The 22,041-nt window shown below is 73.8% G+C and carries 24 protein-coding genes; 15 read left to right on the forward strand and 9 right to left on the reverse strand.

What is annotated here, in order from left to right; genetic code table 11:
* Nucleotides 1–125: 125 nt before the first annotated feature.
* The 3 genes from OG598_RS13130 to OG598_RS13140 are packed head-to-tail and all read right to left on the reverse strand — an operon-like array spanning nt 126 to nt 1,568.
* A complete protein-coding gene (locus OG598_RS13130; RefSeq protein WP_328654686.1) occupies nt 126–656 on the reverse strand; it encodes a hypothetical protein in 531 nt (176 codons plus the stop codon).
* A gap of 10 nt (nt 657–666) precedes the next feature.
* Entirely contained in the window at nt 667–1,128 is a 462-nt protein-coding gene (locus tag OG598_RS13135; RefSeq protein WP_328654687.1) for a hypothetical protein, read from the reverse strand.
* Nucleotides 1,128–1,568 carry a hypothetical protein gene (locus OG598_RS13140; protein WP_328654688.1) on the reverse strand — a complete coding sequence of 147 codons (441 nt, stop codon included), beginning with the start codon at nt 1,566–1,568 and terminating at the stop codon, nt 1,128–1,130. Before OG598_RS13140 ends, OG598_RS13135 begins: the two co-directional genes overlap by 1 nt.
* An 83-nt stretch (nt 1,569–1,651) precedes the next feature.
* On the opposite strand from OG598_RS13140, the gene OG598_RS13145 reads away from it, so the two are divergent.
* From OG598_RS13145 to OG598_RS13180, 8 genes are all read left to right on the forward strand, one after another.
* Nucleotides 1,652–2,629 (forward strand): helix-turn-helix transcriptional regulator, encoded by a 978-nt coding sequence (locus tag OG598_RS13145; RefSeq protein ID WP_328654689.1) that lies wholly within the window; start codon nt 1,652–1,654, stop codon nt 2,627–2,629.
* A gap of 92 nt (nt 2,630–2,721) precedes the next feature.
* Complete coding sequence (locus tag OG598_RS13150; protein WP_328654690.1) at nt 2,722–3,354, forward strand: ATP-binding cassette domain-containing protein; 633 nt, start codon at nt 2,722–2,724, stop codon at nt 3,352–3,354.
* Nucleotides 3,351–4,628 (forward strand): extracellular solute-binding protein, encoded by a 1,278-nt coding sequence (locus OG598_RS13155; RefSeq protein ID WP_328654691.1) that lies wholly within the window; start codon nt 3,351–3,353, stop codon nt 4,626–4,628. Before OG598_RS13150 ends, OG598_RS13155 begins: the two co-directional genes overlap by 4 nt.
* A complete protein-coding gene (locus tag OG598_RS13160) occupies nt 4,625–6,391 on the forward strand; it encodes an ABC transporter permease (RefSeq protein ID WP_328654692.1) in 1,767 nt (588 codons plus the stop codon). Before OG598_RS13155 ends, OG598_RS13160 begins: the two co-directional genes overlap by 4 nt.
* On the forward strand, nt 6,388–8,772 hold the full coding sequence (locus tag OG598_RS13165; protein WP_328654693.1) for a tetratricopeptide repeat protein: 2,385 nt from the start codon (nt 6,388–6,390) through the stop codon (nt 8,770–8,772). The genes OG598_RS13160 and OG598_RS13165 overlap by 4 nt, the downstream gene beginning before the upstream one ends.
* A gap of 40 nt (nt 8,773–8,812) precedes the next feature.
* Entirely contained in the window at nt 8,813–9,436 is a 624-nt protein-coding gene (locus tag OG598_RS13170) for an ABC transporter ATP-binding protein (RefSeq protein WP_112602474.1), read from the forward strand.
* Entirely contained in the window at nt 9,433–10,854 is a 1,422-nt protein-coding gene (locus OG598_RS13175) for a DUF6297 family protein (RefSeq protein WP_328654694.1), read from the forward strand. The genes OG598_RS13170 and OG598_RS13175 overlap by 4 nt, the downstream gene beginning before the upstream one ends.
* A gap of 134 nt (nt 10,855–10,988) precedes the next feature.
* A complete protein-coding gene (locus OG598_RS13180) occupies nt 10,989–11,567 on the forward strand; it encodes a dihydrofolate reductase family protein (protein ID WP_328654695.1) in 579 nt (192 codons plus the stop codon).
* Here OG598_RS13180 and OG598_RS13185 read toward each other — a convergent pair.
* The gene (locus tag OG598_RS13185) at nt 11,549–12,259 is read right to left on the reverse strand and encodes a helix-turn-helix domain-containing protein (protein WP_328654696.1); all 711 of its coding nucleotides are present in this window, start codon (nt 12,257–12,259) and stop codon (nt 11,549–11,551) included. The genes OG598_RS13180 and OG598_RS13185 overlap by 19 nt on opposite strands.
* A 40-nt stretch (nt 12,260–12,299) precedes the next feature.
* Nucleotides 12,300–13,769 carry a MocR-like pyridoxine biosynthesis transcription factor PdxR gene (gene pdxR / locus OG598_RS13190; RefSeq protein ID WP_328654697.1) on the reverse strand — a complete coding sequence of 490 codons (1,470 nt, stop codon included), beginning with the start codon at nt 13,767–13,769 and terminating at the stop codon, nt 12,300–12,302.
* 62 nt (nt 13,770–13,831) lie between these two features.
* On the opposite strand from pdxR, the gene OG598_RS13195 reads away from it, so the two are divergent.
* On the forward strand, nt 13,832–14,443 hold the full coding sequence (locus OG598_RS13195) for a LysE family translocator (RefSeq protein ID WP_328654698.1): 612 nt from the start codon (nt 13,832–13,834) through the stop codon (nt 14,441–14,443).
* A 7-nt stretch (nt 14,444–14,450) separates the two neighbouring features.
* Nucleotides 14,451–15,191: a B3/B4 domain-containing protein gene (locus OG598_RS13200; RefSeq protein ID WP_328654699.1), complete on the forward strand. Its 741-nt coding sequence runs from the start codon at nt 14,451–14,453 to the stop codon at nt 15,189–15,191.
* Here OG598_RS13200 and OG598_RS13205 read toward each other — a convergent pair.
* A complete protein-coding gene (locus OG598_RS13205) occupies nt 15,164–15,766 on the reverse strand; it encodes an MBL fold metallo-hydrolase (RefSeq protein WP_328654700.1) in 603 nt (200 codons plus the stop codon). The genes OG598_RS13200 and OG598_RS13205 overlap by 28 nt on opposite strands.
* A 79-nt stretch (nt 15,767–15,845) precedes the next feature.
* On the opposite strand from OG598_RS13205, the gene OG598_RS13210 reads away from it, so the two are divergent.
* On the forward strand, nt 15,846–16,652 hold the full coding sequence (locus OG598_RS13210) for an SDR family oxidoreductase (protein ID WP_328654701.1): 807 nt from the start codon (nt 15,846–15,848) through the stop codon (nt 16,650–16,652).
* A 19-nt stretch (nt 16,653–16,671) separates the two neighbouring features.
* Here OG598_RS13210 and OG598_RS13215 read toward each other — a convergent pair whose 3' ends face one another.
* Nucleotides 16,672–17,280 carry a hypothetical protein gene (locus tag OG598_RS13215; RefSeq protein WP_328654702.1) on the reverse strand — a complete coding sequence of 203 codons (609 nt, stop codon included), beginning with the start codon at nt 17,278–17,280 and terminating at the stop codon, nt 16,672–16,674.
* A 182-nt stretch (nt 17,281–17,462) separates the two neighbouring features.
* Between OG598_RS13215 and OG598_RS13220 the strand changes: the two genes are divergently transcribed.
* Both OG598_RS13220 and OG598_RS13225 read left to right on the forward strand, forming a co-directional pair.
* Nucleotides 17,463–18,560, forward strand: a complete 1,098-nt coding sequence (locus OG598_RS13220; RefSeq protein WP_328654703.1) for a DUF5919 domain-containing protein — start codon at nt 17,463–17,465, stop codon at nt 18,558–18,560.
* Nucleotides 18,561–18,632: 72 nt separating this feature from the next.
* Complete coding sequence (locus OG598_RS13225) at nt 18,633–19,514, forward strand: pentapeptide repeat-containing protein (RefSeq protein WP_328654704.1); 882 nt, start codon at nt 18,633–18,635, stop codon at nt 19,512–19,514.
* Here OG598_RS13225 and OG598_RS13230 read toward each other — a convergent pair.
* On the reverse strand, nt 19,459–20,058 hold the full coding sequence (locus OG598_RS13230) for a MarR family winged helix-turn-helix transcriptional regulator (RefSeq protein ID WP_328654705.1): 600 nt from the start codon (nt 20,056–20,058) through the stop codon (nt 19,459–19,461). The two genes, OG598_RS13225 and OG598_RS13230, sit on opposite strands and share 56 nt — an antisense overlap.
* A 5-nt stretch (nt 20,059–20,063) precedes the next feature.
* On the opposite strand from OG598_RS13230, the gene OG598_RS13235 reads away from it, so the two are divergent.
* Entirely contained in the window at nt 20,064–21,284 is a 1,221-nt protein-coding gene (locus OG598_RS13235; protein WP_328654706.1) for an MFS transporter, read from the forward strand.
* A gap of 39 nt (nt 21,285–21,323) precedes the next feature.
* Nucleotides 21,324–21,560, forward strand: a complete 237-nt coding sequence (locus OG598_RS13240; protein ID WP_328654707.1) for a preprotein translocase YidC — start codon at nt 21,324–21,326, stop codon at nt 21,558–21,560.
* Between the two features lie 6 nt (nt 21,561–21,566).
* Here the strand turns inward: OG598_RS13240 and rnhA are convergent, their stop codons facing one another.
* Nucleotides 21,567–22,040: a ribonuclease HI gene (rnhA, locus tag OG598_RS13245; RefSeq protein ID WP_091406604.1), complete on the reverse strand. Its 474-nt coding sequence runs from the start codon at nt 22,038–22,040 to the stop codon at nt 21,567–21,569.
* Nucleotide 22,041: the final 1 nt, after the last annotated feature.

Below are 22,041 nucleotides of genomic sequence, written 5' to 3' on the forward strand. Positions count from 1 at the left end.
GGCCTGTCGGACACCGTTCGCGGTGCAGGTGTCGACGGTGTCGGTGACGACGTGGTCGGAGGCCATCGCGTTCCTCCATCCGGGCCGGTGATCGGACCCTAACACCGCGCCTGTTCGGCCGACAGTCAGCGCAAGACCACTGCGCCGCCGTCGAGTCGAGCCCGGGCACGTTCGTCGGCGAGCCGAACGAGCAACCGGTCGAAGTCCGCCGCGTCGAGCACCGGCCCGTTCTCCTTCCGCCAGCCCACGCGCCGGGACCGCCGCTGGACCGCCGACTCGAACGCCCCGTCGGTCGTGCGCACCCAGCAGGCGAGGCGCGACGTGGGCTCACCGAGGAACAGCGCCGGGCTCGCCTCGAACCTGGTCACCCGCGACCAGGGCAGGGTGCGAGTGGAGAACACGTGCCGGAGCCGGACACCCCGATCGTTGACGTAGATCCCGGCCAGGTGCAACCGGAAGACGAAAGTCAGCCACACCCCCATCACAAGGAAGACGCCGGCCATGCCCAGGGCGGTCCGCGCGTCGATCTCACCCCGGATCAGCGCCCGCCCGGCCAGGACCGACGTCGTGGCGGCCACTGTGCACCCGACCAGCAGCATGAACCCGGTGAACACCTGGCGGGCACCCCACGGGTCCATCCGCTGCCATCTCCGCATGGCCTGGAGGCTAGTCCTCCGATGCTCGGGTGAAGTCCATGATCCAGTTGGTCTCCCAGGTCTGCTCGCCGTCGACCGAGAACGCCTGCTCCCAGCGGGCGGTGGTCGCGCTGATGCCCGACCAGATGAACCGGCACCGGACCGGGCGTCCCTCGTGCTGGTCGTCGGCGTAGAAGTGGCCGACCCCGTCGACGAAGCGGCCCACCATCGGCGGCAGCCCCAGCACCCCGGTGTCGCTGCTCATCCAGTAGATCGACCACTCCTGCCGGGCCGGATCGAAGATCCGGATCGTGGCGCCAGCAGAGCCCTTGGTCGGGAACGTGATCTCGTCGAAGTGACCGCCGCCGGCGAAGAAGCCGTGCGCCACCGACACACCGGGGAACTCCTCCCACTCGTCGGAGCCGACCAGCCGCTTGCGCAGCCGCCGGTTGACGACGTTCCAGGTGCCCACAAAGAAGTCGAAGTCGCCCATCAGCGGCCCACCGGCCCTTCCGCTCGCGTGTCACGCAGATAATCGGTCAGATTCGGGCTCTCCGGCAGCAGCATGTGCCGGACCCAGGCGGCCCGCTCGTGTTCCAGAACCGCCAACTCCCAGACGCAGCCCACTGCCGGGCGGCGTAGGTGGACGAAGTGTGCCGGGTCGTCGTCGGGACAGTCCAGCGCCGGCTGCCCGGCCGCGGCGACACGGACCTCCACCGCGTTGTCCCACACCCAGGTGTACGCCAGCAGATAGGCGCCGGTGTCCGCGCCCCGGTGCAGCACCACCCACCCGGCGGCCGGGGTGCCGTCGTCGACGACGTCGGCCAGCAGGTCGGGCAGCAGGTCGTACGCGGCCTTCTCCACCTCGGGTTCGACGGGTCGCTCCGGCTGGTCTATGTGGTAGCGCTTGAGGTGCCGGCCGCCGATCAGCACTGGTCCGGGCGTTCGTAAATCTTTGTCGCGAAATGCCATGCCGGGACGGTAGGACGGGTCCCCTGACAACTAGTGTCAGTGAAGTGCGGGCTTCTCGACTTCTCTCCGTCCTGCTGCTGCTCCAGTCGCACGGGCGGTTGACCGCCGCGCAGCTCGCCGAGCGGTTGACCGTCTCCCCCCGCACCATCTACCGGGACGTCGAGTCGCTGCACGCCGCCGGCATCCCGCTCTACGGCGAGGCCGGGCACGCCGGCGGCTACCAACTGGTCGACGGCTGGCGGACCCGCCTGACGGGGCTGACCGCCGAGGAGGCCGACCGGCTGTTCCTGGCCGGGCTGCCCGGCCCCGCCGACGAGTTGGGCTACGGCGACGTGGTGGCAGCGCTGCAGCTCAAGCTGCACGCCGCGCTCCCCGCGCCGCTGCGCGACCGGGCGACCCGACTGCAACAACGCTTCCACCTGGACACTCCCGGGTGGTACGCCGACGGCGACGCCTCCCCCGAGCTGGCCCGCACGGCCGAGGCGGTCTGGCGGCAGCACCGCGTCGAGGTGCGCTACCGCGGCTGGAACGGCGAGGTGACCCGGGTCCTGGAGCCGTACGGCCTGGTGCTCAAGGGCGGCCGTTGGTATGTGGTGGCCGACCAGCCCGGCCGGGGTGCGCCGGCGACGTACCGGGTCAACCAGATCCTCGCGTTGACACCACTGGCGCAGGAGTTCGACCGACCCGCCGACTTCGACCTGCCGTCCTGGTGGCGGGCGCACGTGGTGCAGTTCCGGGCCCGGCTGCACCGCGACGAGGCCCACGTCCGGCTGTCCCCCGCCGGGCGGGAGCGGTTGCGCGAGGTAGGCAGCGATCCGGTGGTCACAGCGATGGACAGCAGCGCCGGGCCGCCGGACGCGCGGGGTTGGGTGACAGCGGTGCTGCCGATCGAGTCGCTCACCCACGCCCACGGTGAGCTGCTGCGCCTCGGCGCCGACGTCGAGGTGCTGGCCCCGGTGGCGCTGCGCGAACGGCTGGCCGCCACGGCGGCCGGGCTCGCCGCGCTCTACTCCCCCGCCTGAACAGCCCCGCCCATCTCCACAGTGGAAGGGTCGGGGGCGTCGATTGTCGTCACGGTGTGCCACCCTGGGACGGTCGTCAATGGTCACCGGAGGTGAGGGTCACGTTACGGCTACGCGCACTGGTCGCCGTCCCCGGCACGGGGCCGGTGACCCTCGACGTTCCCGCCGGCACACTCGCCGCCCTGGTGGCGCCGCCCCGGTTCGGCACGGCGGTCGCCCGGGTGCTGGCCGGGCTGGCCCCGCCGGTGACCGGTCGTGTCCTCGTCGGCGACCGGGACGTCACCAGCCTGCCGCCGCCCCGCCGGCAGATCGGCTACGTGCCCGCCGGTGGCGCGCTGCTGCCGCAGCTCACGGTGCGGCGCAACATCGAGTACGGCCAACGCAAACGCGAACGGGTGCACGAGGTGGCCGACGACTGGACGGCCACGGTGGTCGACCGGCTCGAGTTGGCGCTCTCCCTCGCCCTGCTGCCGCACCAGATCTCCGACGCCCAGCGGTTCCGGGTGGCGCTCGCCCGAGCGGCGGCCTGCCTGCCCGAGGTGCTGGTGGTGGACCTGCCGGCCGGTTCGGCGGGCGACAGCCGCCTCGGTGACCTGATGCCTCGCCTCTCGCCGCCGGACGCCCCCGGAGTGGCGGTGCTGGTCTGCACCGCCGACCCGGCCACCCTGGCCGAGATACCGGTACGCCACGAGCTGGTCACCGAGCCGAGCGAGGCGGCCCGATGAGGTCGGCCGCCCCGGTGAGTCGCCGCACTCTGCTGCGCGCCGCCGCCGCGGGCGCCACCGCCCTGGCCGCCGGCTGCTCCGGCGGAACCCGGTCGGTGCAGGTCGCCGTGGTCTGGAGCACCAGTGAACTGGACCGGTTCCGCGAGGTCGTCGCCGGCTACCCCGCCCCGGTGCAGGTGATCAGCGCCGGCAACGACATCGACGCGTTCCTGCGCGCCCGACACCTGGCCGGCACCAGCCCGGACGTGGCGATCCTGCCGCGCCCCGGCCTGGTCACGGAGTACGCCCAGCGCGGCTGGCTGAGCCCGGTGCGCCCGTCCACCGACTACGCCGTGCGCGTCGAGCTGAGCGATCTGCTGATGACCGAGAGCGAACGCTACGGCGTGTGGGTCAAGGCGGCGCACAAGTCGCTGGTCTGGCACCTGCCCTCGATGCTGCCCGCGCCGCCGACCACCTGGGACGAACTGCTCCAGCGGACCAGGGAGCTCGCCGCGCGCGCTCGACGCGACGGCGGCCCGGTGCCCCTGGCCATCGGCGCCGCGGACGGCTGGGTGCTGACCGACTGGTTCGAGAACGTCCTGGCCGACATGGCACCCGACAGCTACTACGCCCTCGCCCAACAGGGCGCCGACTGGCGGGACAAGCCGGTACGCGACGCCCTGGACCGCCTCGCCGGGCTGTGGAGCATCGACGGTGCGTTTGTCGGCGGCGGCCGTCGTGCCCTGCTCACCCAGTACGAGGAGTCGGTGATCCAGGTGGTGCACACCCGACGGGCGGTGATGCTTCTCGGAGCCGACTTCACCGCCGACGTCGTCCGTCCGTTCCGACGCGGCCCGGAGGCACCTGCCACGTTCCGGTTCCCGGGCGCCCAGCCGGGCGGCGGTCCTCTGATCGTCGGTGGGGACGCGGCGGTGGCGTTCGCCGACGCCCAGGGCGGGGTCGAACTGGTCGAATGGCTCGCCAGGGCCGACTCGTTCCAGCCGTGGCTACGCCAAGGCGGTTACCTGTCGCCCAACACCAATGTCTCGATCACCAGCTACACCGACGGCGTCGGCAAGCAACTCGCCACGGAGATGCGGGCCCCCGGCACCCTGCGTTTCGACCTTTCCGACCAACTGCGCGGGGCGTTCACCGGCTCGGACGGGGTCGGCATCTGGCGGATCATGCAGGGCTTCTTCGCCGACGTCACCGACGGGGTCCGCGCCAGCGAGGCGATCCGCCGGGCCACCAGCCTGCTCGCCGCGGCGGCCCGCAGCGCGGGGGGCGGCCGATGAGCCAGGTGCGCGTCCTCGGCGAACTGGCGGTCCTCGACGACGTCGGTCCGGCCCGGCGGGGTCGGGCCTACCCGGCGGCGGGGGCCACGTCGGCCCTGCTGCTGCCGGCCGCGGTGCTGCTCGGCGGGCTGGTGCTGTGGCCGGTGCTGCGGACCATGCACGCCAGCGTCACCACCGACGGTCGCTGGGTCGGCGCGGCGCACTTCCGGACCGCCCTCGCCGCACCGGGCACCGGCGCGGTGGTCGGCCGAACGGTCCTCTGGGCGCTGCTGGTGCCGGCGGTGGTGACGGCACTGGGCTATCTGCTCGCCGCCGCGTCCCGCCGCTCCCAGGAGGGCGGCCTGGTCCGGTTGATCCTCCTGGTGCCGGTGGCGTTGCCGCTGGTCGTCACCGGGGTCACCTTCCGGCTGATGTACGACCCGGACCCGAGCCGGGGGCTGGCCACACTGGTCGCGACCCGACTGGCCGGCCGCTCGGTCGAGGACGCCCCGCAGTTGCTCGGGCCGGGGATGGTCACCGTCGCGTTGATGTCGGCGTTCGTCTGGGCCTGGGTCGGGTTGGCGGTGCTGGTCTTCCGGTCCGCGCTGGACGCGGTGCCGCCGAGCCTCGCCGACGCGGTCCGCGCCTACGGCGGTACGCGTCGCCACGTGCTGTGGGACGCGCAATGGCGGCCACTGCTGCTGCGCACGACCGCTGTGGTCTTCGCGTTGGTGGCGGTCGGCACCAGCCGCACGTTCGACCTCATCCTGGTGATGACCCCCGGTTCGGTCCGCGACGAGGCCTCGGTGCTGGCGCTGCGGATCTGGCAGACGTCCGGGGGCACCACCACCGGCGACGGCGCCGCGCTCGGCGTGGTGTGGCTGGTGGCGGTGATCGGCGGGATCATGGTGGCCGCGCTCTTCGTCCGGCAGGCCTGGCCCCCGCCGCGCGTCGAGGCGGCGCCGGATCCCGCCCCGGTCGCCCCGCCCCGGCGGGTGTTCCGGCTGCTCGCGGCGGGTGCCGCGATCGCCTGGCTGGTGCCGCTGGCGGTGCTGGTCGCCACGTCGGCGCACGGTCGGGTGGACGCCGCCGCGCGCGGCTGGTGGTCGGCGCCGCCGAACGGCGAGTCCTACCGCGACCTGGTCACCGGCACCGAACTGTGGCGCACGCTGGGCTTCACCCTGCTGCTGGCCACCGCGGTGACCGCCACTGTGCTGGTGGTCGCGCTGCTGGCCGCGTACCCGTTGGCCTGGTTGACCGGGCCGGCCGCGCAGGCCACCGGGCTGCTGCTGCTGGCGGCCAGCGTCGTGCCGATCCAGGTCATCGCCGGGCCGGTCAACGAGGTGCTGGGCCTGGTGCTCTCCTCCGGCACGGCCCAGGGCCTGGCCCTGGTGCACATCGCGCTGGGCGTGCCGTTCGCGGTGCTGGTGCTGCGCAACGCGTTCGCCGACCTGCCGGTGGAGCAGGTCCGCGACGCCCGGTTGGGCGGGCGCCGGTGGTGGCACACCCTGCGCCGGTTGGCCCGGCACAACCTGTCGGCGGTGGTGGCGGTCTCCGTGCTGGAGTTCGTCCAGGTCTGGAACGACCTGGTGGTGGGGCGGCTGTTCGGTGGGCCGGGGTCGTCGCCGCTCGGGCCGTTCCTGGCCGAGCAGACCCGCAGCTTCGTGAGCAACAGTGGGGCGCTGGCCGCCAGCTCGGTGCTCGCCTCGGTGCTGCCGGTGGTGCTGGTGGTCCTCTCGCGGCGGCACCTGGTCGCCGGGCTCGTCTCCGGGGGTGTGCGGTGACCGGGCCGGGTGGTTCGCGTGGCGGCTCACGTTGGCCGGCGCTGATCGCGATCGGCGGCGTGGTCGGCAGCGTCCTCGCCAACGTGGCCAGCAACCTGGCCGGCAACGTCCTCTCCGAGCTGGCGGCCAGCGTGCTCGGGCCGGTGACCATCGTCCTGGCCTCCGGCGGCGTCGTCGGTTACGTGGTCTACGAGGTGCGCCGCCGCCGGGCTGGCCGGGACGTCGACCCCGAGCCGACGGAGGTGCTCACCACCCCCGCCGCCGGGGCGCCCAATCTGCCCTACACGGCCGAGTTCACCGGTCGTGAGGAGCACGTCGACGCGCTGGTCGGTCTGCTCGCCCGGGAGCACGCGGTGGCGGTTCTGGGCCGACGCGCGGTGGGCACCTCCGCGTGCGCGGTGCAGGCCGCGAACGAGTGCCGGGAGGATTTCCCCGACGGGCAGTACTACCTGGACCTGCGGCGGCGCGGCCGACCCCGCTCGGCCCGGCAGGTGCTCACCGCGCTGGCCCGGATCCTGGGCACCGCCCCGCCGACCTCCGGCCGACCGGACGCGCTCGCCGCCGCCGCCGACGCGCTGCGCGGTCAGCTCGACGGTCGCAAGATCGTGCTGGTGCTGGACAACGTCGACCGTCCCGACCAGGTCCGGCCACTGTTGCCGCCCACCGCGCGCACCTGCCGCCTGCTGCTCGCCGGTGGTCCGGCGCTGGTCGGTCTGGAGGGTGTGGTCGCGCACTGGATCGCCGAGCCGGGCACGTCCGAGGCGGTGGAGCTGTTCGCGACGGCGGGCGGGGCCGCGCCCGCCGCCCGGGTCCGTCGCGCCGACCCGCGCACCGATCCGGCGGTAGGCGAGATCGTCGACCTGTGCGGGCGGCAACCGCGTACGGTCCGCGCGCTCGGTTACCGCACCGCTCAGCACGGCTGGCGGCACTCCGACGTGCTGGACGCGCTGCGCCGCGCGGTGCAGACGCCACCGCACCAGCGGCTCGCCATCTCACCGGCGGCCCGCCTGGTCACCGAACGGGACATCGCGTACCGGGTGTTGCCCCGCCAGGCCCGACGGTTGTACCGGCTGATGTCGCTGGTCCCCGCCCCGGTGGACCGGCCCACCATCGCCGCGCTGGCCGGGCGGCACCCCGAGCTGGTGACCGCACTGCTCGACCGGTTGGCCGCTGCGGCGTTCGTGGTCGGCGCCCCCGGCGACCGCTACGAGATCCGCCCGCTGCTGGCCGGCAGCGCCCGACTGCACCTGCGGGACGCGGATCCGGTCCGGGCCCGGGTCGCCGCGCAGGCCCGGCTGACCCGGCACCTGGCCCGCCGGGCCGAACGGCACGCGGCCAACCTGGCGGTGCTCGGCTCCCCGGGGGACCGGGAGTGGTCGCTGCCGCTGGACGACGACCCGTACGGCTGGTTCGACCTGCACCAGGAGCTGCTGCTGGCGGTGGTGCGGGTGCCGGCCGGCGCGAAGGAGACTCTGCCTCGCCGGGTCCGCCGGTGGTGGTTCCGGTTGGCAGTGGCGCTGTGTGGGTGGCTGGCGTACGCCGAGCGGCTCGACGAGTGGGAGCAGGTCTGCCGCACCGTGCTGGCCACCCCGACCGCCGACGACCGTCCGGAGATCGCCGGGTGGGCGCACAACGAACTGGGGGTGCTGCGTCGACGCCGGCACGACCCGCAGGGGGCGGCGGCCGCGCTCACCCTGGCGGTCAACGAGCGGGGGCGGCGGGGCAACGCCCAGGCGCGGATGAACCTCGGCCTGGCCCTGCTCGACCTGGGGCAGCTCGACGACGCGGTGGAGCACCTGGAGATGTCCCGTCGACACCGCTCCGGCGCCGACCGGGCCGGGCACGCCCTCACCGAGCTGGGCCTGGGCGCGGCCCAACTGGCCCGGGGCGAACCGGACACCGCGCACCACCACCTGGTCCGAGCGGCCAACACGTTCCGGTCGGTGGGCGACGCGCGCGGGTACGCGGCGGCGCTGACGAACCTGGTGCTGGTGCACGCGGCGCTCGGTGAGCACCTGGACGCCGCCCAGGCGTGGCGGGCCGCGCTGCGGGAGTACGAGTCGGTAAACGACCCGACCAGCCGGGCGACGGCGCTGCTCAACGCCGGGGCGACGCTGCTGAGCAGCACCCCGGGGCAGGCGCGGACGGCGTACGAGCTGCTGGCCGAGAGCCGCCGGCTGCGCGAGGAGAGCCGGCCGACCGCCGGGCTGGCGCGTACCCTGCTCTACCTGGGTGACGCCTGCGCCGCGCTGGGCGACCAGGCCGACGCGCGGCGGCACTGGGCGGACGCGGCTGCGGTGGCCGAGGAGGTCGCCGACGCCCAGGGGTTGGCCGCCGCCGACGCCCGACTGGAGGACGACGCCGACAGCCGGGTGACGTAGGTCGCTCGGGTTGGTCGGTGGCGTGGCTCTGGGAGACTCTGTGATCGTGGACGCGCTCTCGGTACGGGGACTCAGTCGCAACTTCGGCAACCTGGTCGTGCTCGACGAGGTGAGCTTCACGCTCCCGGCGGGCCGGATCGCTGTGGTGCTGGGCCCCAATGGCAGTGGCAAGACGACTCTGCTGCGCTGTGTCGTCGGCGCCGACCGGCCGGACGCGGGTGAGGTGCTGGTGCAGGGCCGCCGGGCCGACGAGACCGATCCTCAGGTGCGGGCGCTGGTGGCGGCCGCTCTGGACGACATCGACTTCTTCCCCGACCTGTCGGTGGTCGAGCACCTGGAGCTGGTCGCGTACGCCCACGGGGGTGACGCCGAGCCGGTCGAGGAGGTCCTCGCCGAGCTGGGTCTGGAGCCGGCCCGCGACCAACTGCCGGTGACGCTGTCCAGCGGGCAGCGCCGCCGGCTGGCGCTGGCGTCCTGTTTCGTCCGGCCTCGCCGGGTGCTGATCCTGGACGAGCCCGAGCAGCGGCTGGACGTCCGCGGGCGCCAGTGGCTCGCCGACCGGCTCCTGCGGGAACGGGCGGCGGGCACTGCCGTGCTGTTGGCCTCGCACGACCCGGAGCTGATCGACGCGGTGGTCGACGAGCGCATCGAGATCGGCAAGTGACCGCCGCGCCGGCCACGATCGCCGACGCGCCGGTCGGGGTGCCGACCGCCCGGCAGGTGCGAACGCACCTGCGCAAGGCCCGCAGCCGGCACCACGACCATTCCCTCGGCGACGTGCTCGGCGACGCGTACGTCATGGTCCTGTTCGTGGGCATGTACGGCTGGTTCGCGATCAGCGCCAGCCGCGATCTGCTGGACTCCCCCACGGTGGGTCAGGCCGAGCCGGGCGTGCGGTGGTGGCTGGCGGTCGCCGCGCTGCTGGCCGGCGCGGGGCTCGCCTGGCGTGGTCTGCGCGCGCTCGGCCCGCTGCTGGTGACCCCGGCGACGCAGAGCTGGGCGACCAGCGCGCCCATCGACCGGCGGGCCTGGCTCGCGCCCCGTTTCGTCCTGTTGCTGCTGGGCGCGGCGGCCGGCACCGCGGCGCTGGGAGTGGCGGTGGCGGCGCTCGGTGGGGTCAGTGAACCGTCCGCCCTGGGCTGGGCGGCGGCAGCCGGCGCGGGGTGGGGTGCGGCGGCGCTGGCGCTCAGCGTCGTCGCCCAGAGCAGCCGGTCGGGGCGACGCTGGCCGACGGTGGTCGGGGCGGCGCCGATGGTGGCGGCGGCCGTGATCACCGCCCTGGTGGTGCTCGTCGGCCGTCTCGGCGACGGGCTGTCCCGGCCGGCGACGACGCCGACCGTCGCGCTGTTCGCCGCCGCGGTGCCCCTCGCGGGCGTGGGCATGATCCTCGCGGTACGCGCGCTGCCCCGGGTCGACCGGGCCACCCTGACCACCGGCGCGCAGTTCGCCAACGCCGCCGCCACGGCCACGATCCTGCTGGATCCGAGCCTGCTCGCCGGCCTGGTGGAGAGCCGCCGCTGGCGCCGGATCGGCCGGGTTCGCAGCCGCCGGTTCCGGCCCGGCCCCGGCTGGTGGGCGCTGCTCCAGGCCGACGTCCGCCGGTTGCGCCGCCACCCGAGCGCCGTGCTGATCTGGGCGGCGCTGATCGGGGTGCAGTACGCTGCCGCGCTCGCCCTGCCCGGGTTGGCCGGGGCCACGCAGGTGGTGTTCGCGTACCTCGCCGCCAACCGGCTGACCGGCGGTCTGCGGTCGGTCAGCCGCTCACCCGGGCTGCGCCGGGCGCTCGGTGGCAGCGACAACCTGTTGCGCGGGATCCACGTGGTGGTGCCGGCTGTCGGCGCGGGCGTGTGGTGGTTGCTGACCCTGCCGACAGTCGATCCGGGGCCGGCCTGGCTGGCGCCGACGCTGGCGCTGGGGGTGGTGGCCGCCGCGTTCCGGGCCGGCACCCGCCCACCTATCGACTACGGCGGCGCGACTGTCAACACGCCGTTCGGAATGATCCCGGTCGACCTGATGCGTCAGGGGTCACGGGGGCCGGCGCTGCTCGCCGTGCTGGTCCTCGTCCAGCTGTTCCTGGGCTGAGCGGGCTCATCCGCCCGACGCGGCCCGGGGCCCGATCACGGCACCACCGGCTGTCGTTTCCGTCCAAGACAGCGCAGCGACAGCGATCTAGCCTGGACCCGGCAGCCCGCTTCCGAGCATGAGGAGACACCGCAATGCGCAACCTGGTCTACACCGGTTTCATGTCGCTCGACGGCGTCGTGGACTCGCCCGGCGGCGGGCCTGGTGAGGAGCACCGCAGCGGCGGTTGGGTGTTCAAGGACCTCGAGTTCGTCCCAGAGGCCTGGTCGCTGAAGGGCGAGGAGCTCGCCGACACGACGGCGTTGATGTTCGGCCGTCGCAGCTACGAGGCGTTCGCGCCGGTCTGGCCCGGTTCGGAGGACCATGCCGACTACAAGGAGCTGCCCAAGTACGTGGTGTCGAGCACGCTGTCCGACGACGCGCTCGTCGACGGGTGGGGGCCGACGACGATCCTGCGCTCGACCGCTGACGTCGCCGCGCTCAAGCAGAGCGAGGGCGGAGCGATCTTCATCCACGGCAGCGCGGAGCTGGCCCGACGGCTGTCCGATGAGGGGCTGATCGACCAGTACAACCTGCTGGTCTTCCCCGTGCTGCTCGGTGCCGGCAAGAGCCTGTTCGGCCGGGCCGACCGCGACAAGCACATGCTGACGCTGCGGGAGTCGGAGAGCTACCCGAACGGGATCCTCAAGGTGATCTACGACGTCAGGCGCTGATCCAGGTCGAGGGCGATGGCGCCGCCGGTGCCCTCGCGTAGCTGCCGGACGGTGCGTCCGAGGTAGCAGCGCAGTGCCCGGGCCAGGTGCGGCTCGTCGAAGTAGTCGAGCTTGGCGACCACGTCGGCGGCCGGGTCTCCGGTAGCCAGCAGCTCCGCCGCCGCGCGGGCCCGCTCGATCTGCCGGATCGCGCCGCGCGTCAGCCCGGTCGCGGCGCGGAACCGGCGTTCGACGGTACGCGCCGAGACGGCCGGACGGTGGCCTCGCAGCAGCTCGGCGACGAGCGGGTCACGGATCACGGTCCCGGCCCGGACGAGGCTGTCCACCAGGGCCTCGGCGTCGTCGGGGCCGGGCGTCTCCCAGCGCGCGCCGTCCAGCCGGAAGGTCCGGCGCGTGGTGTCGGGAAGCTCGATGCCGCCGTCGACCAGCGTCGCCGTGGGCACGGTCCGCAGCGAGGTGCCCACGGCGAACTCGATGCCGGTGAAGGTCGCGCCCTCCGGCACCGGCGCCGTACCGGTGCGGGTCTCGGGACCGGTGATGCTCGCGTACGTCCGGCCAGCCTGCTCCCAGAACACCAGGCCCCAGCGCACCCCTGCCACTGACGTCATCGCGGTGACCTGCTCGCTCGTGCAGGTCCACACGGTGTCGACCCATGGCGAGTCGGACCCGCGCGTCTCGAACCGCAGTCCCACCGGCGAAGGATACGCCGGCGAGCACGGTGGACGGACGGTCCTAGGACCCGAGCGCGGCGGCGACAGCGGCGACGCCGTCCTCGATCTCGGTGGGCGTACGGGCCGCGTAGCCGAGCACGAGGCCGGGCCGGTACGGCCGCTGGCAGTGCCAGGACAGCGGTTGCACCTTCACCCCGCGCGCCAGTGTCGCCGCCGCCAGCTCGGTGTCGACCACCGCGTCGTCCAGCGTGATCATCAGGTGCAGACCGGCGGCGGCGCCGTGCACCGTCGCCGACGGCAGCGCGCGGGCCAGCGCGGCGATCATGGCGTCCCGCCGGCGGATGTGTCGCCGGCGCAGCAGCCGCAGGTGCCGCTCGAAGGCGCCGGAGGTCATCAACTCGGCCAGCACCAGTTGCGGTAGCACGGCGTTGCCCAGGTCGGCGTTGCGTTTGGCGGCCACCACGGCCTCGCGCAGCCGCGGCGGCACGAGCAGCCAGCCGACCCGCAGGGCGGGGGCGAGCAGTTTGGAGACGCTGCCGGCGTAGCAGACCTGCTCGGGCAGCAGACCACGCAGCGCCGGCACCGGAGGACGGTCGTAGCGGTGCTCGGCGTCGTAGTCGTCCTCGATGATCAGACCGCCGGCCCGCGCCCAGGCGACGAGGTGGCGGCGGCGGTCACCGTCGAGCACCACGCCGGTCGGGAACTGGTGCGCGGGGGTGAGCATCACTGCCGGTACGCCGCTGGCGGTCAACTCGTCGACCCGCAGCCCGGCGTCGTCGACGCTGATCGGCGGGGTGTCCATCCGCCAGTTGTTCAGGTGCTGTCGCACCCCGAGCGAGCCCGGGTCCTCGACGGCGATCCGGTCGACGCCGGCGGCGGTGAGTGCCTGGGCGAGCAGCCCGAGCGCCTGGGAGACGCCGGCCACGATGATCACCTCGGCGGGGTCGACGCTGATGCCGCGGTTGCGGGCCAGCCAGGCGGCGACGGCCTGTCGCAGCACGGGCGTGCCACAGGGGTCGCCGTAGCCGAGGTCGGCCGCGGCGAGGCGGCGCAGCACGCTCCGTTCGGCGCGCAGCCAGTCCGCGCGGGGGAAGGCGGCAAGATCGGGTACGCCGGGCGTCAGGTCGATTGTCGCGTGCGCCGCGCGTACCGCGTCGAAGATGTCGGTGCCCGGTGCCGGCGGGAAGGTCGTGACCGGCGCTGGCACGGCGGCCGCTGTGGGCGTGGGTGCGGCCGGCGCGGCGACGACCACAGTGCCGGCCCGGCCCCTACCGGCGATGTGCCCCTCCTCGGTCAGTCGCTGGTACGCCTCGGTGACCACGCCCCGGGAGACACCGAGGTCGGCGGCGAGCACCCGGGTCGGAGGCAGCCGGTCACCGACCGGCACCCGCCCCTCGGCGATGGCCTGCCGCAGCCGGTCGGTCAGCCAGTCGGCGCGCCCGCCGGGCGTCGCGTCGGTGATGGTCAGGTGCAGGAAGTCGGACCCGGCCGATATGGACCTCTCGGACGCAGTCACTTTGGCTCTGCCCATCGGACCATTGTGGCAGCAGAGTGAGCAGGAGCCAGACCTGCCAACTCCGCCGGAGGACGATCGTGACCATCCCGTTCCTGATCACCACGCTGATCGTGGTGGTCACCCCCGGCACCGGGGTGATCTTCACGCTCTCCGCCGGCCTGTCGAGGGGTGCGCGGGCCGGGGTGCTGGCCGCGTTCGCCTGCACGCTGGGGACGTTGCCGCACCTGCTGGCCGCGATGACCGGACTGGCCGCGCTGATGCAGACCAGCGCCGTGGCGTTCGAGACCGTCCGTTACCTCGGCGTCGGCTACCTGCTCTACCTGGCCTGGACCATGGCGCGCGACCGCGACGCCTTCGCGGTGACCACCGACGCCCCACCCCGCTCGGCGATCCGGGTGATCGTCTCCGGGGTGCTGGTCAACCTGCTCAACCCGAAGCCGACGATGTTCTTCGTCGCGTTCCTGCCGCAGTTCGTGGACACCACGGCACCCGGCTCGACCCGGGCGATGCTCGGCTGCGGCGCGGTGTTCATGCTGCTCACCTTCGTGGTGTTCAGCGGCTACGGCATCTTCGCGGCCCGGGTACGCGACCGGGTGCTGACCCGACCCCGGGTCACCGACTGGCTGCGCCGATCCGCCGCCGGCACGTTCGTCGCGCTCGGCGTGACCCTCGCCCTCACCGAACGATAGGACCACCGTGTACTTCGAACACTCTCCGCGGCTTCGCGATGCATACCCCGATCTGGTCGCCGGTGTGGTGCAGGCCGCCGGGATCACCGCCACCGTCGACGTGACGGCACGCACTGCCGCTCATCTCGCGGAGGCGCGGCGGCGGTTGGCCGGTGGGGCCGAGAGCGGGTTCCCGGAGATCCAGGCGTGGCGGCGGGCGTACGCGGCGATGGGGCTGCGGCCCACCAGGTACCGGTGCGCCGCCGAGGCGCTGCTGCGTCGGCTACGCCTGGACGGCGAACTGCCCCGGGTGCACCCGCTCGTCGACCTCTGCAACGCCATCTCGGCCGCGTACGCCATTCCGGTCGCGGCGCTCGACCTGGACCGGGTCGACGGCGACCTTCTGGTCCGGCCGGCACACGGCGACGAGGCGTACCTGAGTTTCGCGGGCTACACCGAGCATCCCGACCCGGGCGAGGTGACCTTCGTCGACTCCGCCGGGCGGGCACACGCCCGACGGTGGACGAACCGGCAGAGTGGCTGGTCGGCAGTGCGGGCGGGCACCTCGTCGGTGCTGATCGTCGCCGAGGCGCTGCACCCGGGTGGCGGGCCGGCCGTGACCCGGCTGGTCGCCGACCTCGTGACGGAGCTGACCGAGGGGTGGTCCGCCCCGACGACCGCTGCGGTGCTCACCGCCGCCGCGCCCCGTTTCCGCACCGCTGCGGCGGGCGACGACAGGGGTCAGGCGGTGTCGCCGGGCAGCAGGTGACGGTAGCCGGGGATCGTCTCGGCGAACCAACCCGCGACACTGGCCAGGCCGCGGTCGTTGAGCTGCGCGTCGTGGATCGGGTACGCCGCCGCCGCGCCCACGGCGCGTGCGAAGCGGATCGCCTCGTCGAGGCGCAGCCAGGACCCCTGGGCCGGGACGAGCAGGGTGCGCACCGGCTCGTCCGGCACGTGCAGGGCGTCGCCCGGGTGGTAGACCTCGCCGCCGATCAGGTAGCCGAGGTTCGGGCAGTCGGGCAGCCCCTCGTGGATCGCGGCGTGCCGGCCGCCGTGCGCGCTGACCGCAATGCCGGCCGCCGTGAACCGCTCGCTCGCACGGACCCGGGTCACCGGCAGCGGGGCGAGATCCGGCAGTCGGGCGCCCTCCGGCGCGTACACGGGGACACCGAGACCGGCGAGCCGCAACACGTCTATGTGGTCGGTGTGCTCGTGGGTGACCAGGACGGCGTCCGCGCCGACCAGGGCCCGCGGCTCGCTCCACGTCCCCGGGTCGACGACCAGCACCCCGCCGTCGTGCTCGACGCGGACGCAGGCGTGCGTGAATCGGGTGATCCGCATCGGGCGACGGTACGCCGTCGGCAGGTGGGTCGTGGTCCCCGTGGCGGTTGGGCCGGCCCCGCCGGGGTAGTGCGGCAGCATGCCACAGCGATACGAGAACTACCCGAGGATCGCCGTCGTCACCGGCGCGGACTCCGGCATCGGCAAGGCCTGCGCGGTGGCGCTGGCCACTGCCGGCTTCGAGATCGGCATCACCTGGTACGGCGACCCCGACGGCGCGGAGCGAACGGCCACCGAGGTCCGCGCGACAGGGCGGCGTTGCGAGGTCGCCGAGGTGGACCTGACCCGGCTGCCGGACGCGGCGGCGGTGGTGGACGAGTTGGCCGATCGGCTGGGCGGCATCGGGGTGCTGGTCAACAACGCCGGCACCGGGGCCTCGGCGCCGTTCGTCGACACCGGGTGGGAGCAGTGGCGCGAGGTGCTCGCCGTCGACCTGGACGCCCCCTTCCTGTGCGCCCAGCGGGCCGCGCGACGGATGCGGGCCACCGGCGCCGGCGGGCGGATCATCAACATCACCAGCGTGCACGAGCACGCGCCCCGGGTGGGCTCCGCCGCGTACTGCGCCGCGAAGGGCGGGCTCGGGCTGCTGACCCGGGTGATGGCCCAGGAGTTGGCCGCCGACGGGATCACCGTCAACGCCGTCGCCCCGGGCGAGATCGCCACGCCGATGACCGGTCAGGAGGATGTCGACCCGTTCACCCAGGAACGGCCCGGCGTGCCGCTGGGGCGGCCCGGCGACGCCCGGGAGGTGGCCGCCGTTGTCGCATTGCTCGCCTCCCCCGCCGCCAGCTACGTCACCGGCGCGTCCTGGCCGGTCGACGGGGGCATGTTGCTGATGGGTCCCCAGGCCGCGGCGTTGACGAACGACGACTGGCGATCGGTCTGAGCGGCGCCGGCCGGCGCCGTCAGCGCATCGGCGCGGCCGACGCCCGGACGATGTACGCGAACTGCACACCGAACGCCACCACCGCCACCAGCACCCCGACCACTACCGTCAACGCGCCCCCGGCCCCGACGGTCGTGGCCACCAGGGCGATGCCGAGCCCGCTCAGCACCGCGTTGACAGCGCCCACGAGCGCGGCAGTGGTCAGCAGGAACTCCCACCGCCCCGGTCGGGTGCCGACCAGGTTCCAGGACGTGCTCATGGCGTCGTCGGCAACCACCGCGTCGGCGAAGAAGTCGTGCTCGCCGGCGAAACTGTGTTGGTAGTAGGCCCGGATGCGCTGGATCCGCCGCAGGTCCAACGAGTTCTCCACGGTGGTCTCCACCAGCCGCAGAAACGTCAGCACCCCGAGGATGACCAGCGTCGGCAGCACCGCGGCCAGGTACGGCCGGACCAGCTTGTCGTTGCTGGCGACGAAGCCGAGGCCGATCAGCGCCGCCGACAGGACGGACAGGAAGATGGTGGCGCGGCCGGTGGCCTCGGCGATGGTGCCGGCGCGGGACGTCTGCAACGCATAGTGCTCGGTGGTCAGCACGGTGAGAAGCGCCTGCTCACGTTCGCTCTCGTCCACCCCCGCCACCCTCCGTGGTCGCACGACTCCGTTACCGTCACCCTATGAGCGGCGGAGCGGGTCCGAACGGCGAACCAGCCGCTCGGAGAACGGGACAGCGCCCAGCAAAGCGGGCACGTATCCTCCGAACTCCGGTGATCAGCAAGCGGCGGTGGGGCCGACCGACGGCGGAAGGGGACCGGATGCCCGGGTGGGCTGGTCGGGGCGGACGGCAACGACGCGCCTTCGTCGTCGGTGGGGCACTCTTCGCGATCGCCGTCGTCATGCTGCTGGCCGCCTGGCGCAGCACCGGCTTTCTCAGCGACCTGCTGCTCAACCTCGGGGCCAGCGTCGTCCTCGCGGCCATCTCGTACGTCATCTTCGATCCGTTGTTCGAGGAGGCCCGCAAGGCGCGGGTGCAGGAGCACCTCAGCTTCGACCAGCAGGCGTTCGTGGCGCGGCTGCACCGCTCCGGCCGTCGGGTGCGCATCCTCGACACCTGGACGATCCTGCTGGAGCAACGGCACCGGGAGGAGACGCTGAGCGCGGTGCGCGCGGCGCTGGCCAACGGCGCCCAGGTGCAGTTGCTCCTGCTCGACCCCGACTGCACAGCCGCCCAGCAACGCTCCGAGGAGCTGGAACGGCAACGGGTGGACGTTCCCCGACAGATCCGCACCAATCTGCGCCACCTGGCCGCGTTCGCCGACGCGCTCGACTCGCGGCTGCGCCACCGCCTACAGGTCCGGCTCTACGACGCGTCCCCGTCGATCCAGCTCTACCAGTGGGACGGGCGGGCGCTGATCTCGTTCTTCCCGATCGGGAAGTTGTCGTTCAACGTGCCACAGCTCGAGGTGGACATGGACAGCCCGTGGGGCGGTTTCGTGCACGCCCGGTTCGAGGAGCTGTGGGAGCACGAGCAGGCCACCCTCGACCTGGAGCGGTACTGGTCGGTAATGGTCACGCTGCGCCACGACGAGTCGGACGTGGTCGAGGTACGCGTGCCGTTCGTGACTGTGGAGGGACAGCACTACGTCGACTGCCGGGGGTTCCGGGTGACCGGGCCGCTGACGGTGCGAGCCGTGCTGCCGCCCCGCGCTCCCGGGGCGGCGCCCGGCGTGTTCGCGCTGGCCGAGCCCGCCGACGGGGACCGCACGCCGGTCGCCGTCGTGAAACGGCACTTCGACCAGAAGTACGGGCACGACGACGGCGAGCGGGACGTCCGCCGACTGGTGCCGCCACCGGGCGATGCCCGTACCCCGGCGCCCCGCCCCGCGACGGCCGGTGACACGCACGCACGGTGACCCCGGACCGACCCGTGGGCGCGGTACAGGAAACAATGGTGGTCCACCCTGATCGCCAGGAGGACCGTCGGCGTGTCGCACCGCACCGCACCGCCGTCCGGGGCGGCGCAGCTACGCGCCGACTGCGGACGCTGCTTCGGGTTGTGCTGCGTGGTGCCCGCCTTCGCGGCGTCGGCGGACTTCGCCATCGACAAGCCGGCCGGCTCGCCCTGCCCCAACCTGCGCCCCGACCACCGCTGCGGCATCCACACCGAGCTGCGGCAGCGTGGTTTTCCCGGCTGCACGGTGTTCGACTGCTTCGGTGCCGGGCAGCAGGTCGCCCAGGTGACCTTCGGCGGGCGGGACTGGCGGGACGCGCCGGAGACCTTGCCGGCGATGGCGGAGGCGTTCGCGGTGCTGCGACCGCTGCACGAACTGCTCTGGTACCTCACCGAGGCGGTGGCGCTGCGCCCGCCGGCCGACCTCCGCGCCGAGCTGGAACGCGTCCGCGCCGAGACGCTGACGCTCACCGAGGGTGACCCGGCGCAGCTTCGCGCGGTGGACGTCGCCGACCACCGGAACCGGGTCAACCCGCTGCTGTCCCGGGCCAGCGACGCGGCCCGCGCCCCCGGCGGCGCCGACCGGCGGGGCGCGCACCTGCTCGGGGTGGACCTGCGCCGCGTCGACCTCCGCCGGGCCAACCTGCGCGGGGCGCTGCTCATCGGCGCCGACCTGCGCGGGGCGGACCTCGCCCTGGCCGACGTCACCGGCGCGGACCTGCGCGGCGCCGACCTGCGGGGCGCGGACCTGCGGCGCACGCTCTTCCTGCACCAGACCCAGCTGGACGCCGCCCGGGGCGACACCCACACGGGGCTGCCGCAGACGCTCACCCGGCCGGCGCACTGGACGGCGCTGCCGCTCACACCGGTCCGTCAGCCGGCCCGCTCCCCCGCCCGTCGGGGTCGTCGCCGTTAGGTTCGGCCCGATCCGGTCCGCCGCACGCTCCCGTCAACTCCTGGAAGCCGGCGTGGACCGGGCACTGTGGGCAGCGGGCGCGGTCGCAGAGCCGGCAGAGGTGGGCCAGGCTGCCGGCGTCGGCCACCTCGTCGCGCAGCAGGGCGCGGGCGATGTCGGCGAGCTGGGCGCGCTGCTCGGCGCTCAGCGGGGCGAGCAGCGCGGTCAGCACCTCCTGCCGGGCTCGCAGGGTCCGGGCGGCCGCCGCCGTGCCCTCGGTGGTGAGGTGCAGGGCGCGGCTGCGCGCGTCGGTGCCGGGACGCCGCTCCACCCAGCCCTGTTCCCGGAGCCGCCGGACCAGGTGCGCGACGCCGGGCTGGGTCAGCCCCAGCACCTGGCCCAACCACTCGGCGGTCACCCCCGGCTGGTCCTTGAGGACGACGAGCGCCTCGGCGAGCGCGCCGCCGGCACCGACGGACGCGCTGACCGACGACCGCATCCGCGAGCCGACGTGCAGGGCGAGTGCGCCGAGCAGGTTTGGCGAGCCGTCCTCGGGTAGATTCATAAGTTGTGAATGTACCCCGTCGGGCGATGTTGCTCATCATGTTGATGACGGTGGCGCAGCTACCGGTCGCGCTGCGGCAACTGCTCGTCGTGCTGCTCGGTCACCAGAACACCGGCAGCTTCGCCACCGCCGGCGTGGCCAGCGCCGGCTGCGGAATCGGGCTGGCGGTCACCGCGCCGCTGGTCGGCCGACTCCTGGGCCGGCTCGGCGCCCGGCCGGTGCTGCTCGCCACCGGCCTCGCCCACCTGCTCGCCCTGCTCGGCCTGGCCGTCACCACCGAACCGGTGGCGTTCGTGGCGCTGGCCACCGCGGCCGGGCTCAGCACGCCACCGGCGGTCGGCAGCGGACGCGCCCAGCTCGCCCGGCTCGTCGCCCCCGCCGCGCTGGCCCGCGCGTACGCGGTCAACGCCGTCGGGCAGGAGGTGCTCTACGTGGGCGGCCCCCTGGCGGTGACGTTGAGCCTGCTGATCAGTGGACCCACGGCCGCGCTGCTCGCCTTCGCGGTGATCGGCAGCGCCGGGCTGCTCGGCATGGTCGCCGTGCTGCCACCGCGCGAGGCCGACCGGCAGCCTCGCGGGAAGGGATCCGCGCTGCCCGGTCAGGCCACCCGCCGCACCGTCGTCGGCACCCACGTCGGCTACATGATGGGCATCGGCGCGATGTGGGTGCTGGTGCCCGCGTTCGCCACCACCGTCGGGCACCCGGACCAGGCCGGGCTGCTGGTGACCGTCTGGTCGGTGGGCAGCCTGGCCGGCGGCGTGCTGCTGGCGAGCCGGGGGCGGCCCGGCAGCCCGGCGGCGGCGTACCTGACGATGCTCGGCACGCTGGCCGCCACCTCGGTGGCGCTGCTGCTGCCGCGCAACGTGCAGCAGATGGCCGTCGCGCTGGCGGTCTTCGGTCTCGCGCTGGCACCGTTCCTCGCCGTCACCGACGAGATCCTCGCCCGGTCCACCCCGGCGGTCCGGCTACCCGAGACGTACGGGTGGTTGCAGACGGCCGGGCAACTCGGCATCGCCGCCGGCTCCGCGACCAGTGGCGTGGTCAACGACCACCTCGGTAACACCTGGGCGTTCCTGGTGGTCGTCGGCGCGCTCGCGCTGGCGCTGGTCGTCGCGCTCAGCCGCCGCCGGACGCTGCGGCTGCCGTCCGCTGCGCCGCAGGCCGAGACGGTCGGGTCGGCGGTCCCCGCCGGCGGGTCAGGTTTCGGCCGGGACGACGCCGGGTAGCCAGCGCCGACGCGGACCGGCATCGACGGGGGGCACGGCGTGGGCTACCGAAATCGCCAAGGTGAGCAGCCGGGCGACCCGCAGCACAGCGAGGACGAGGCCGGCCAGACGCCACTGGTGCAGGTCGACGCGGACACCGAGGTCCCCGCACCGGCGGACACCGACGTCCGGCCGGACATCGTGACCGAGCCCGACAACTCGGGCGTCGCCGGTGGTTCGTCCGGCAGCAGCGGCGGCGGTTCCAGCATGCCGGGGCACCCGGACGCGACTCGCTGACCGGGATCAGCGGCTGGTCAGCGCGCCCCGGGCCTCGGTCATGCCCTTGTTGGCGAGCCCGTCGGCCCGCTCGTTCTCCGGGTGGCCGTTGTGCCCCTTGACCCACAGCCAGGTGACCTCGTGCCGTTCGCAGGCCGCCTCCAGCCGCTGCCACAGGTCGGCGTTCTTCACCGGCTGCTTCGCGGCGGTTCGCCAACCGTTGCGCTTCCACGACGCCAGCCAACTGGTGATGCCGTTGCGCACGTACGTGCTGTCGGTGTGCAGCTCCACGGTGACCGGCCGGTTCAGGCTCTCCAACGCCTGGATGGCCGCCATCAGCTCCATCCGGTTGTTGGTGGTGGGCGTGGCCTCACCGCCGCACAGCTCCCGCTCGTGATCGCCGTAGCGCAGCAGCGCACCCCAACCACCCGGACCGGGGTTGCCACTGCACGCCCCGTCGGTCCAGATCTGCACGCCCCTGCCGGCCGCCGCGTCCACCATG

This window comes from Micromonospora sp. NBC_00330, assembly GCF_036136635.1.
Classification (GTDB): domain Bacteria; phylum Actinomycetota; class Actinomycetes; order Mycobacteriales; family Micromonosporaceae; genus Micromonospora; species Micromonospora salmantinae.

Excerpts from the sequence above, each read along its gene's own strand:
- OG598_RS13130 (WP_328654686.1), bottom strand. The coding sequence starts at position 656 with ATGCGGAGATGGCAGCGGATGGACCCGTGGGGTGCCCGCCAGGTGTTC.
- OG598_RS13135 (WP_328654687.1), bottom strand. The coding sequence starts at position 1,128 with ATGGGCGACTTCGACTTCTTTGTGGGCACCTGGAACGTCGTCAACCGG.
- OG598_RS13155 (WP_328654691.1), top strand. The coding sequence starts at position 3,351 with ATGAGGTCGGCCGCCCCGGTGAGTCGCCGCACTCTGCTGCGCGCCGCC.
- OG598_RS13160 (WP_328654692.1), top strand. The coding sequence starts at position 4,625 with ATGAGCCAGGTGCGCGTCCTCGGCGAACTGGCGGTCCTCGACGACGTC.
- OG598_RS13180 (WP_328654695.1), top strand. The coding sequence starts at position 10,989 with ATGCGCAACCTGGTCTACACCGGTTTCATGTCGCTCGACGGCGTCGTG.
- pdxR (WP_328654697.1), bottom strand. The coding sequence starts at position 13,769 with ATGGGCAGAGCCAAAGTGACTGCGTCCGAGAGGTCCATATCGGCCGGG.
- OG598_RS13205 (WP_328654700.1), bottom strand. The coding sequence starts at position 15,766 with ATGCGGATCACCCGATTCACGCACGCCTGCGTCCGCGTCGAGCACGAC.
- OG598_RS13210 (WP_328654701.1), top strand. The coding sequence starts at position 15,846 with ATGCCACAGCGATACGAGAACTACCCGAGGATCGCCGTCGTCACCGGC.
- OG598_RS13220 (WP_328654703.1), top strand. The coding sequence starts at position 17,463 with ATGCCCGGGTGGGCTGGTCGGGGCGGACGGCAACGACGCGCCTTCGTC.
- OG598_RS13230 (WP_328654705.1), bottom strand. The coding sequence starts at position 20,058 with ATGAATCTACCCGAGGACGGCTCGCCAAACCTGCTCGGCGCACTCGCC.
- rnhA (WP_091406604.1), bottom strand. The coding sequence starts at position 22,040 with ATGGTGGACGCGGCGGCCGGCAGGGGCGTGCAGATCTGGACCGACGGG.